The sequence below is a fragment of the Agrilactobacillus composti DSM 18527 = JCM 14202 genome, assembly GCF_001436375.1.
Taxonomy (GTDB): domain Bacteria; phylum Bacillota; class Bacilli; order Lactobacillales; family Lactobacillaceae; genus Agrilactobacillus; species Agrilactobacillus composti.
On record NZ_AZGA01000066.1, the window covers coordinates 53,057 to 65,243 of the forward strand.

Consider the following 12,187-nt stretch of genomic DNA (forward strand, 5'->3'; position numbering starts at 1 on the left):
AAAACACAATTATCCTATGCTATTATTTCGATCATTGTAAACGAATGACATAGGATTTCCTGTGTTTTATTTAAATGTCGAGTTCTAAATGACTTTCTCTGGATTCAAGATATTATTTGGATCAACAGCCTTCTTAATGGCACGCATCATATTTAAAGTACTGTCTTCCAACGCAAGATTTAAATATTTACGCTTGGCCATACCAATGCCATGCTCCCCGGAAACTTGTCCACCAAGTTTGCGTCCTTCTGCATACATTGCATCAAAAACCGTGTTCAATTTTGCTTGCCAAGTTTGATCATCTAAATCATCTCGACAAATATAGAAGTGTAAGTTACCATCGCCCACATGTCCAAAACCTGGAATCCGAATAGCTTCAGATTTAGAAGTGTCATGGGTAAATTGAATGAAGTCCACAATTTTACTTCTTGGTACGACCACATCGGCTTCTTCCATTTCAGTCGTAGAATTCTTAATGGCTTCCAAAAAGGCTCCCCGCGCAGTCCAAACAGTATCTCGCTGACCATCATCATCTAAAACATAGACATCTTCAGCACCATTGTCTAAACAAATCTCGGCAACTTTTTCATAAGCGCCTTCCACCTCTTCAGTCGTCTGACCATCAAAGGATAATAGCAAATATGCAGTATGGTTGTCTTCTGGAAAAACTTTGTTTGTAAATATTTCCCAAAATTTAACGGAATTATTTTCAAAGAATTCCATCGCTGTTGGTACAATTCCAGAACGTAAGATTACTGGTACGTTCTTAATAGCACCCTCAAAACTTTCAAATGGAATTAACAAACTAGTAGTTACTGTTGGCAACATAATCAGTTTCAAGGTGGCTTCTGTTACGATTCCTAATGTACCTTCAGAACCAATCACCAAGTCCTTCAAATCATAGCCAGAACTATTCTTCACTACTTTACCACCTAAATGCATGACATCACCATTAGGCGCAACAACAGTTAAGGCCCGGATAAAATCTCTAGTGACACCATATTTTATTGCCCGCATTCCACCTGCATTGGTAGAAATATTACCGCCAATCGTTGCAGATTTCTCACCAGGGTCTGGTGGATAGAAGAAGCCCTTCTCTTCTGTAAATGACTTAATATCCATCAATAAAACACCGGGGTCTACAGTTAGTGTTAAATTATCTTCATCCAGTTCTTTGATCTGGTTCATACCTGAAAGGTCTATTAAGATACCGCCCTTCACGGCAATTGAACCACCAACTAAGCCAGTCCCAGCGCCACGTACAACGACAGGGATATTTTGAGCATAAGCCACTTTCATCACTGCAGAAACATCTTCTGTAGATTTTGCTTTGACCACAAGATCTGGTAAGTGAAAGTAGGTACCCATTTCATCGTGACCATAGTCTTCAGATATTTCATCACCAGAAAGCAATTGTTCTTTGGGTAATACATCCTTTAATAGAGCCAGAATGTCTATTTGTTTTGTTGATTCCATTTGAAAGCCTCCGTTCATTAACGTTCGTTAATCTTTTTTGTCAGCGAAAATACTAGTAAATGGCGAAATATCACGACCAAAAATACCTTCTTTTCCCCAACTTGCATAAACCGCAAAACCATTCTTACATTTAAAGCGACATTCCTCGCAGGGATCCTTACCACAGTATGCATAAGCGTCCTCATCTGCTAAAGCAAAAAGTAATTTTTTCTTTGAATTATGCACAATATATTTAAATTGAAACCCTGTAAATGTTAACAGACAGACCCACTCAATGTGATGACTTTCTGAATTCAAAAGTTCATCAGATAGCGTGACCTCGACACAATTATTATTAAACCCACCAATAATTTGATACTTCGGTGTATGCTCGTCATCATTTTCATTCATCATAATTGGTAAGGGTTCAGCAATGTCTGGATACTGTGTTAATTCTGAACCAGAAATAGATGCAAATACTTGATTTTGGCCTTTCAACTTAAAGAATTGCGGTGTATGACGCATGACTGAAGGCCGTTGTGTTGCAGTGGACCTTGTGATACTAAATTCTCTTGATGGCATTACCATGTCAATCATCTCATATCTATATGCTTAATGTTTGGGCGAATATATGCGTCCAAATGTTGTTTGAGTGTTTTTTTTCTAACTTTACCAGAATCTGTCATGGGGAAACGATCACAGATAATTAAACGTTCGGGCCAATACTTTTTTAAAACTTCTTTTTTTGCCAAGAAACTCTTAATTTCATTCAATGTTAACGGCTGATTGGGATATACTGGTATGACACAAATACCGATACGCTCGCCTAGCCGTTCATCCTTAAGGCCAATCGCTGCAACCTGTTGTATTTTAGGATAAGCTAAGACAAACTTTTCTACGAGTACTGCGGAAATATTTTCACCACCACGCATAATGATGTCATTGATCCGTCCGTCCACTTTAATAGCACCGTCCTGATTATAGTGGGCTAAATCGCCGGTATAAAACCAGCCATCCTTTGATAGAACTTCAGCAGTAGCCGTAGGGTTATTGAAATATCCTTTAAATACCATCGGTCCCTTGACAACAATCTCACCGGAATGATTCATATCTCTAATTTCTTGACCTTGTTTATCTAAAAGCTTCACCATAACTCCCTGGATTGGAAATCCAGCTGTGGTCCCGTGTTTTGCTTTGAAATAAGCAGGGGTAGTACAAATAAATGGAACACTTTCTGTTGTGCCATAAACGTTGTAAATTGGCACATGTCGTTGTACAGATTCATTTAATAGCTGCCTGGATATTGGTGAGCCACCACAAATGATTTTTTCTAAAAAACCATCTTCTGATGTTGCTTGAAATAAGTCATAAGCCGTTGTCGGCACTGATAATGTGTACGTACAATGATATTTCTTGATTAATTGTAAACATGCCTTAGGATCATAACTTTCTAAGATGACACAACAGCTCCCAGACAATATCGTTGAGACAATGCCATGATGAAAGCCAATGGCATGGTTAACTGGTAGCGAAAGTAATAACACATCATTCTGATCAATTTCAAAAGTATGGACAAAACCAGTCTCGCTATAGAGAATGTTCTCTTGAGATAATAAAACACCTTTTGGCGTACCAGTTGTACCTGACGTTGCCAAAATAGCCGCAATATCCGGTGGCAGCATTGTAAGCTTTGGCTGGCTGCTAATGAAATAATGTACTTTTTCCACAGTCTTACATAATTCTGGCAGTACATACCCTTCGTAAGAGCCAAAATTACCTCCTGAAGTTAAATAGTTTGCCAGAACATTACTAGATAAGATAACCAATTTAGGATTCACTGAGGTTAAAATATCTTGAAATTCCTTAGTATCCAAGCGAACACTAATTGGCATCACAACAACATTCAATTTAAAACAAGTAATAATCAGCTTGATCGATAAAAGACTGGTTGGTAATTGTATCACCACAATATCCCGTGCATGTACACCGACCTTATCAAAAAATCTGATAAACTTACGCGTCAATTCGTCCATTTCATCATAAGTAATCCGACGACCATCCTCAATCAAAAAAGTATGGGTTGGGGATAATTCACATCGACTTGCCCAAGCCTCCGAAAGTGTCTTGAACGATTTTTTAATTTCTTTTATTTCACCAGACATGGGCAACCACCTCGTATCCCTAAACTAATTACTTACTTTACTTGTGACTAACTGTTGAATGACTGCCTTAGCGTCGCCAATAATACCATAATCTGCCAATTTAAAAATTGGTGCATCCTTATCACTGTTTATTGCTACAATGCATTTTGCATTTTCAATACCTATCGTATGTTGTACAGTTCCAGAAATACCAAACGCAAAATAAACTTTTGGACTAATAGACTTCCCCGATTGACCAATCATAAGTGAACTATCCGCCCAACCAGAATCTACAACAGGTCTTGAAGCACCAACGGCAGCATTCATTATTTTACCCAATTGATATAATTCTTTAAACCCTGCCTCGCTCTTCAAGCCACGACCACCGGCAACAACAACTTCAGCATTATCTAAGTTCAGATCCTGATCATTGGTTGTTAAAGTATATGTTGCATCTTCCGGTAAAGTCACAACGACCTCAGAAGCAATATTTTGAACAACTGTATCTTTATCTGTTGGTAGCTTAACCGGATCTTTTAATGGGTTAACTGTTAAAACAATGCCTCCGTTCATATCTAATTGAACTTGACGTTTTAACTCGCCAGAATAGCCCTTTTTTGAAACTATCAGGTTAGTGCCATCAATTGTTGGTTGCTCAATATCCGTCACAATTGAAGCGGTTAACCCAGCAGCGATTCGAGCAGCAACCGCATTATTGAAACGACTAGAATTCAATAGAATCAATGGCGTATCAACATTTTTAAAGTAAGCTACAAAAGCTTTCCCCAAAACATTTGGATCTGGATAATCTAATCCTGAGATAGCCAGAAAATCGATTGCATCTACAGTATTAGCCGTTTTCGTTTTTAAATTTTCCACTTTATCAGCATTGCTTTCAAAAACAACTAATCGTGTTTGTTTCTCTGGAAAATTGGCTTGAGCCACTGCTTGGAGGGCTTCAACATCAGCAGTATCTCCAGTTGTAGTAACTAAATAAATTGTATCTTGACCCATAATAAAGTTCCCCCTCCTTTATAAAATACTGTGCTTCTTTAAGTCAGCAACTAGTTCAGAAACAGCATTTTCATCATCATTTAAGTTAAAGAGAACGGTTTCCTTACTTGCAACTTCTGGTTTAGCTAGATTGATTGTTGTTGCTCTATCAGCAATTGCTTTAATCCGGGCTACATCGATGTCAGGTAAATCTGAAACTTTAAAATGTTTTAACGTAGCCTTTTTAGCTTGCATTTTAGCCTTGAAGCTTGGCAATCTTGGTGTATTTGCCGTGTCTTTAATTGAAAGTACCAAAGGTTTTTGCTTATAGGTTCCCTTTAATTCACTTTTGTCCCAACGTGATGTCAATGTTAATGTTTCATCATCGTTGTACTCAACTTCATCAACATTATCGACAAAATCAACATCTAATGCTGCAGCAATGCTGGCACCAGTGATGGACTGATTATCATCCCCGGCTTCACGACCTGTAATATAATAATCCACATCATCAACAGGTGCTTTTGCTAAGACAGTCCCTAAAGCAGGTGAATATGAAGACAAAGATTCAAAATCATCATTAGAAATTTGGATACCTTCATCTACACCCAAGGAAAGTGCATCACGTAGAATCTTATCAGTCGCAAGGTCACTGCCCAACGAAACAGCAGTAACCTTGCCAGTATATTTCTCTTTTAGTTGTAAAGCAGCTTCGATGGCTTGCTTATCGTAGGGATTGATAATCAAAGCTAGTTTATCTTCTTTTGTACCCTTAGCGAGATCCAAGTCATTTTTAGCCTTATCAGGATCGACCACTGCTTTTATATATACAACAATGTTCATAGTGTGCCTCCTGCTCTAATCCTCTTCGTATTCTTTATTTAATTCTGTAGCAATTGTCATACGTTGGATCTCATTGGTTCCCTCAAAAATCTGGAACACCTTGACATCCCGCATCAATTTTTCAACTGGATATTCTTTCGAAACACCGTAACCACCAAAGATTTGAACTGCATTAGACGTTACATCTTGGGCCACATCAGATACAAATGTTTTAGTCATGGCGCCTTCTTTACGGACAGATAAGTCATTATCCATCATTTTCATAGTGTTATTGACCATCAGACGTGATGCTTCAACATCAGTAGCCATATCTGCTAACATATTCTGAACAGATTGAAATTTAATGATTGGGCGACCAAATTGCTTCCGCATCTTGGCATACTTCACAGATTCATCTAAAGCTCTTTGCATGATACCAACTGCTAAAGTAGCGACAAATGCTCTAGAGATATTCAAAGAATTCAAAGCTACTTTAAAACCGTCACCTTCATTGCCAATTAAGTTATCAGCTGGAATTCGAACGTTATCAAAATTGACTGTGCTGGTGTCTGATAATCGCAAACCCATTTTATCTTCATGGTGACCAACAGTGATACCATCTCTAGTCCTTTCGACTAAAAAGGCACTCAAACCTTTGTTACCATCATCTGAAGTTCTGAATATTGCTACATAAATACTGGCTAGATTTCCGTTGGTAACAAAAGTCTTTTCACCATTCAGTACATATTCATTACCATCCTTAGTTGCTGTTGCTGCAACAGCACCAGCATCGGAACCTGCATTGGATTCACTTAAAGAAAAGGCTGCAAATTTACCTGGTGCAATAATATCCGCAAAATACTTAGCCAGCTTCTTATCACCACGTAAAATAACTGATCTTAAGGCAACAAAACTGGAAACCAAAGTAATCGCATAACCTGCATCATACTTTGCCAACTCCTCAAAAATCATAGCAGTGGTTTCGAAGTTCAACCCGATACCGCCATATTCTTCAGGCACTTCTAGCATATGCAGTCCCATGTCAAAAGCCTTGTCAAAGGCGCCTTCTGGGCATCTGCCAGCTTCATCCCAATCCTTAACATGTGGCTTTAATTCTGTTTCACCGAATTCCTTAACCATGTTAATAAATTCTTGTTGATCTTCTGTATATTGTAAAGCCATTGTAATCCCTCAATTCTTATTTATACTGCCTTGACAACTAGATGTGTTTGGTCAATCCAACAGCACCCTCAGCGCTCAAGTTTTGAATGTCTTGTTTCGAGTAGCCTAACTCTTCCAAAATTGCATCAGTATCTGAGCCTTGAGGTTTAGAAACTTTCAATTCTGGTTTGCCAATAGAAGCAAATTTAACTGGATTAGTTGGAATAAATCTTTCGTTGCCAGATGGGCATTTAATCTTTCTGAGTTCATCATTTTTTAGTGCTTCTTCATCAGAATAGATTTCTGTTGGTACGTAACAAGGTTCCAATGGCAGATCGTTTTTATCAAAAGCTTTGACCCAATAATCTAAGTCCTGTTTCTTAAAGGCTTCACCCATGATTTGAACAAATTCCGCATTCAGATGTTCAGCGTTGATTTTGTCCACATTGTTATAGCGTGGGTTATCGATTAAATCTTCACGACCTAGGACAGTCATAACTTTGTTGTAATCTCTTTCGTAAACTGGCACGCACATTACCAACCAACGATCGTCCTTAGTTTTGTAGGTATTATTGAACGGGTTGGCAATTTCTTTACGACTCTTAGGATAAGTATTCCCATATTGTGCTGAAACCATGGCAACATTTTGCATAAATAAAGCTGCATGATGTAGGGTCACCGTTACTTTATCTCCAACGCCTTGGTTCATTTGCTTAACCAAAGCACCACAGATACCAGCCGTTAGACACATAGAAACTTGAAAGTCACCATAACCATTAGAAGGATTCATTGGTGTTTCATCTTTTTCCATAGTTGTTCCTAAAACACCACCACGAGCCATATAACACGTTGCATCAAAACCAGCTGCATCCCGTTTATCACCATTTTCACCATAACCTAAAACCTGGGCAAAAATTAGTTTTGGAAATTTTTTATGGAGTGTGTCATAATCTAAGCCCATTTTAGCTAAAGATTTTGATCTCACATTCGTCAGAAAAACATTTGCCGTGTCTAACAATTGATACATGATTTTTAAGCCTTCATCAGTCTTTGTGTTTAATGTGATGAAGCGTTTATTCATATTAGAAATATCAAAGCCCAAGTTTTCATCGTCAGAATAGTGCATATTGAACACGGAACCTTGCATACGACCGGGATCGCCTTTTGGTGATTCTACTTTGATAACATCAGCGCCCCATTCGCCTAAGACTCTGGCAACAGTTGGTGCGGCTAAAAATGTTGTTAAGTCGACGACTTTGACCCCTTTTAAAATTCCATCCATTATGTGTCCCTCCAAAAAATGCCAATAACAGCTAAATTCCAAAGTACGAATTGCCGCTATCGGCATAAAGACTACTTACTAATCTTTACTTAATAACACCATTATCTTGAATTAAATGACGTGCTGCTGTAACTCTTTGAACAGAACGTGGACCTTCTTCAAGCCACATTGCACGGCAATCTCTATACATACGTTCAACTGGACCATAAGGATTATCTTCAAAGTACCCGATACCACCAAAAGTCTCTAACGTATAATCAGAAACCATTCTGACAGTATTGATACTCTGTAATTTACACATAGCTGCTTTTTCAGTAATGTCTTCGCCCTTATCATATTGCTCAGCTAAATCATAAAGCATAGACCGTAAGGCGAAAATTTCAGTACCCATATCAGCGATTTGTTGTTGAATCATTTGACGTTTAACTAAAGGCTTGCCAAATGTGACCCGATCTTTAGCTCTTGCAATAGACATCTCCAACATACGTTGAGCCATACCTAAGTTACTATCCGCAATGTGCGCTCTAGAAATAGATAAGGAGGAAATGGCAACATGCAATCCATCACCACGTTTGCCTAATAGGTATTCTTTAGGCACTTTAACATTGGTGAACTTCAAGCCAGCATGACCAGCACCACGACAGCCCATCATATGAGGCATTGGCACAATTTCATAACCTGGTAAATCAACGGGTACCCAGAAAGCACTCAAACGATCGTCGCCTTCTTTGTCTGGATCTGTAACGGCAATAACGTAAGTCGCATCACTGCAATCTGTATGTGAAATTAAATATTTCTCACCATTTAAGATGTAATAGTCGCCGTCTTCAATTGCGGTTGTATGTACATCTGCACCAGTACCACCAGTTTTTTCAGTTAAAGCAAAGTTCGTATAGATTTCTTTGTCTTGAACTTTAGGTAAAACTTTCTTCTTTAAATCTTCAGAACCAAATTCATCCATAATGCGCCAGTTTAAATCAGCAGCATGATGTAAATGCATCCGCATACCACCAGGTCCCCGACTAAACATTTCTTGAACTTGGAAAATCTGTTTCTGGCTTAAACCAAAACCGCCATACTTCAGAGGTAAAGCAAATCTATATAAATCGTTATCAATTGCTAATTGGAAGAATTCCTTTGGAAAAGTATTGGTAACTTCAACTTCTTTTTGCATTTCATCAAATGGGCCTTCAGCCAATTCTTTGATTTGAATCAAATAATTTTGGAATTGTTCTTCAGTCATTTTGTGTCCTGGTGTTAACTTAACTTTTGTAACCATAAATAAGTCCTCCTTATTGATAAAACCCGATTGATAGAATTATTCTATCAATATTCGCAATTATTTAAATAACAAGTTCACAATCTTACCGTAAGTTCAATCAAAAAATTATTTTTTTAGCCTCCTCTTGAAACTTGTCAAAGCTATATTAGTTCCCCTTTGCAAAGTGAGAAAACGCTTTCCCATCCCTGTACTATTACAGTAACCCTGGATTGATAATCAATCAAATACCTTTTATCAATGCAACTATTCAAAAAATGAATGTTAACTATTTAACTTATAAATATTTTTGTGTGCTGTACTAACGCTTCCATCTTTGTGGTAAAATATCGATAGTGATTATTGAAAATATTAGTTCACAAAATCGCTTTATGAAGCGTTTTCTTTTTTTTAATGGACTGAGATTTTGAATTTAATATTCGAAATTCTAGGATGGAGCGCGTTTTTTATGAATTTAAACCAGTTGCGGTATTTTCGTGTTCTAGTTGAAGAAAAGCAATACACTAAAGCTGCTAGCAAGCTTTTTATCAGCCAACCTAGCTTAAGTAACTCTATGAAATCTTTTGAAGAAGAACTTAATGGCAAATTGTTTAGAAAAGAGGGCCGTCAAATCATTCTGACAAACTATGGCAAAATGATTTACAAAACCGTCTGTGATGCTTTAGATACATTGGATCAAGGTATCAATGCAGCCAATGAACAATTTTCACGACAAGAAAATACGATTCGTGTAGCTTGGCTGCCTACAACTTTTGGTACCATGTTGCCCAGAATCATTCAAGATTTTAAGAAGGATTTTGATGAAACAATCCATTTTATGCTCTTTAGCAAAGCATCCATTCCCATATTAGATGGGCTTAGAGATGAGAAGTATGATATTGGCATTAGTTCCTATATGAAGGGTTACAGTGAACTAGAATTCACACCTTTTTACACAGAGGATATCATCGTCTTAACACCTAAATCGCATCCATTCACCAAATATCATCGTATCAAATTAAACCAGTTGGCCCATGAACGCCTAATAACTTATACGCCTGATATTCCTATTGGTGCAACCATTCAAGAAGAAGTTACCAGTCAGATCAAAGCAGATAGCGTAGATGACACCTCTATTGATGAAGTGGGTATTGCCGGTCTAGTTGCATCCGGTCAAGGTATTGGCGTTTGTGCGGATACCTCTTTTCTAGCACCGTTTGATCTTGTTAAAATTCCGTTAGATATTCCTTCTAATACACGAGTTGTTTATATTGTTCGGAATAAAAATCAATTGCAAAGCAAATTTTCACAAGATTTCTTTGAGTTCATTTCTGCCTATAATTTAAAGAAAATCGGACAACTGACCTAGTTTTTACGTAAGCGAAGTCTTTTATTTTGTTGTAATGTTTGATAAAAGCTGATAGAATAAAGCTGATTAGTGACCCCTTTAACATGAGTTTGAATTCCATCCCTCTTAAGTTCCCCAGAACTGAGGTAGTCAGGAAACAATATTTTTTGTTTTCTCCTCATTTGCTGCACCCTTTTATTCACCTATTCGAACTTAGGAGGCTTTTTGTGATGGCTGAAAATGCACTAAAAACTACAAAAAAACACAGCTATATTCCCACAGCTGCTGGTATTTATATTACTTACGCTGTTTTAAGTATGGCGCAGATCATTATTTCACAGTACAGTTCTTATTTCCAGAACTCTTGGAACACAAATATTGCCGGAATCTCTACTGTCATTTCGATGATGGGGATTGGTCGTATTTTAACTATCCTCTTTGCAGGTGTTTTCTCAGATAAGTTCGGCAGAAAACCTATTTTTATTGTGGGTATGAGCTGTACAGTAATCTTCTTCATTGGCTTAATATTCAGTACAAATATCATCATGGCATCAATTTTTTCACTGTTTCTTGGTTTTATGAATTCTTTTGGAGATGCAGCTGGTTATCCAGCACTGTCGGAAGCTTTTCCAGCTAAATCGGCTAGTATGAATTCCTTGGTTAAGGCTGCCATGTCCTTGGCACAGTTTGCACTGCCATTCATCGTTGCCGCTATTCCAAATGCTAAAATCACACTTTGGATTTTAACTGCCGTTATTATTTTAGATATTATCTTTATTGCAACCAGTCATTTTGCACCACAAGCTGGTAAGGGCGAAAAGACCAAAGACACAAAAGTGGAAACTGCTAAAACTGAAGAAGTTGATGACAGTCGGCCAAAGCCAAGTATGAAGATTGATGGCTTAGCATTAATCGCACTAGGCTTCACAATTTCCTTTACATTCTATGTTTATACTCAGTACATCCCTAACTTTGGAACTGCCGTTTTGGGCTTAGATGCAAATACTGCCAAATCATTGATGTCTTGGTATGCTATCTTCTCATTGATATCTGTCTTTGTGAATACATTTATGGTTACCAAAGTTAAACCAATTTACATCGTTATCTTTTACCCACTGATTTCTGTTATTTTCTTGATCATCTTATGTATTGCTCCAAATCCAGCTTTGGCAAAAGTTACCAGTGCCATTATCGGTTTCTTCGCCGCTGGTGGGGTTTGGCAATTAGGGCTTTCGGTTCTAACCAAGTACTTCCCTTATGAAAAAGGCCGAGTCACTGGGTATTACAGTTTTGCAGCAGCCTTGACCTACTTCGTTGGTCCGTTCGTTTCTAGTTTCGTCATTAATTCGACTGCAAGCAGCGTGCTAAAAGTATTTTGGATTGATGCTGGATTTACCATTATTGGTGTTTTATTAGCCTTATTTGTAGAAATTCGGAATCGGAAATATAAATTTTTCCGGTAAAATAAATATTCATTCAAGCAATATCAAATCAATAACTATAAAAAAACTATCTAGTTGAGCACGTTGTGCTTTTTTAATCACCTAGATAGTTTTTTTATTCTCAACGAATTTTATTGAGCATTATAAATTGTTGCGCAAAAATATCCCAACTTAGTTTAGCGACCAGACTAGATTGTAGTACAAAAAAGAAGCAGATTATTAATCTGCTTCTCAGATTGAAGACAAACTATACTTTTTCGTTAAAGTTGTAGTTTGTCTTTTTAT

General features: G+C 37.6%; 10 protein-coding genes. 2 read left to right on the forward strand and 8 right to left on the reverse strand.

Annotated features, from left to right (window positions below):
* Window positions 1-84 precede the first annotated feature (84 nt).
* The 8 genes from FC83_RS11005 to FC83_RS11040 all read right to left on the reverse strand — a co-directional run bounded on the left by FC83_RS11005 (window position 85) and on the right by FC83_RS11040 (window position 9,133).
* Complete coding sequence (locus tag FC83_RS11005; protein WP_035453960.1) at window positions 85-1,476, reverse strand: FAD-binding oxidoreductase; 1,392 nt, start codon at window positions 1,474-1,476, stop codon at window positions 85-87.
* Window positions 1,477-1,503: 27 nt separating this feature from the next.
* Window positions 1,504-2,043, reverse strand: coding sequence for a hypothetical protein (locus FC83_RS11010; protein WP_052004791.1), 540 nt, complete (start codon window positions 2,041-2,043; stop codon window positions 1,504-1,506).
* Window positions 2,044-2,048: 5 nt separating this feature from the next.
* Complete coding sequence (locus tag FC83_RS11015) at window positions 2,049-3,617, reverse strand: class I adenylate-forming enzyme family protein (RefSeq protein ID WP_035453962.1); 1,569 nt, start codon at window positions 3,615-3,617, stop codon at window positions 2,049-2,051.
* 24 nt (window positions 3,618-3,641) lie between these two features.
* On the reverse strand, window positions 3,642-4,610 hold the full coding sequence (locus tag FC83_RS11020; protein ID WP_052004793.1) for an electron transfer flavoprotein subunit alpha/FixB family protein: 969 nt from the start codon (window positions 4,608-4,610) through the stop codon (window positions 3,642-3,644).
* A gap of 18 nt (window positions 4,611-4,628) precedes the next feature.
* Window positions 4,629-5,432, reverse strand: a complete 804-nt coding sequence (locus FC83_RS11025; RefSeq protein WP_035453964.1) for an electron transfer flavoprotein subunit beta/FixA family protein — start codon at window positions 5,430-5,432, stop codon at window positions 4,629-4,631.
* A 15-nt stretch (window positions 5,433-5,447) separates the two neighbouring features.
* The gene (locus FC83_RS11030) at window positions 5,448-6,593 is read right to left on the reverse strand and encodes an acyl-CoA dehydrogenase family protein (RefSeq protein WP_035453967.1); all 1,146 of its coding nucleotides are present in this window, start codon (window positions 6,591-6,593) and stop codon (window positions 5,448-5,450) included.
* A gap of 37 nt (window positions 6,594-6,630) precedes the next feature.
* Window positions 6,631-7,854, reverse strand: coding sequence for a CaiB/BaiF CoA transferase family protein (locus FC83_RS11035; protein WP_035453970.1), 1,224 nt, complete (start codon window positions 7,852-7,854; stop codon window positions 6,631-6,633).
* Window positions 7,855-7,939: 85 nt separating this feature from the next.
* Window positions 7,940-9,133 (reverse strand): acyl-CoA dehydrogenase family protein, encoded by a 1,194-nt coding sequence (locus FC83_RS11040; RefSeq protein ID WP_052004795.1) that lies wholly within the window; start codon window positions 9,131-9,133, stop codon window positions 7,940-7,942.
* A 448-nt stretch (window positions 9,134-9,581) separates the two neighbouring features.
* On the opposite strand from FC83_RS11040, the gene FC83_RS11045 reads away from it, so the two are divergent.
* On the forward strand, window positions 9,582-10,481 hold the full coding sequence (locus FC83_RS11045; RefSeq protein ID WP_035453972.1) for a LysR family transcriptional regulator: 900 nt from the start codon (window positions 9,582-9,584) through the stop codon (window positions 10,479-10,481).
* Window positions 10,482-10,690: 209 nt separating this feature from the next.
* A complete protein-coding gene (locus FC83_RS11050) occupies window positions 10,691-11,923 on the forward strand; it encodes an MFS transporter (protein WP_057002777.1) in 1,233 nt (410 codons plus the stop codon).
* Window positions 11,924-12,187: the final 264 nt, after the last annotated feature.

Bases quoted from the DNA above. Each gene is read 5' to 3' on its own strand.
- FC83_RS11005 (WP_035453960.1), bottom strand. From the start codon at position 1,476: ATGGAATCAACAAAACAAATAGACATTCTGGCTCTATTAAAGGATGTA.
- FC83_RS11025 (WP_035453964.1), bottom strand. From the start codon at position 5,432: ATGAACATTGTTGTATATATAAAAGCAGTGGTCGATCCTGATAAGGCT.
- FC83_RS11035 (WP_035453970.1), bottom strand. From the start codon at position 7,854: ATGGATGGAATTTTAAAAGGGGTCAAAGTCGTCGACTTAACAACATTT.
- FC83_RS11040 (WP_052004795.1), bottom strand. From the start codon at position 9,133: ATGGTTACAAAAGTTAAGTTAACACCAGGACACAAAATGACTGAAGAA.
- FC83_RS11020 (WP_052004793.1), bottom strand. From the start codon at position 4,610: ATGGGTCAAGATACAATTTATTTAGTTACTACAACTGGAGATACTGCT.
- FC83_RS11015 (WP_035453962.1), bottom strand. From the start codon at position 3,617: ATGTCTGGTGAAATAAAAGAAATTAAAAAATCGTTCAAGACACTTTCG.
- FC83_RS11050 (WP_057002777.1), top strand. From the start codon at position 10,691: ATGGCTGAAAATGCACTAAAAACTACAAAAAAACACAGCTATATTCCC.
- FC83_RS11030 (WP_035453967.1), bottom strand. From the start codon at position 6,593: ATGGCTTTACAATATACAGAAGATCAACAAGAATTTATTAACATGGTT.
- FC83_RS11010 (WP_052004791.1), bottom strand. From the start codon at position 2,043: ATGGTAATGCCATCAAGAGAATTTAGTATCACAAGGTCCACTGCAACA.
- FC83_RS11045 (WP_035453972.1), top strand. From the start codon at position 9,582: ATGAATTTAAACCAGTTGCGGTATTTTCGTGTTCTAGTTGAAGAAAAG.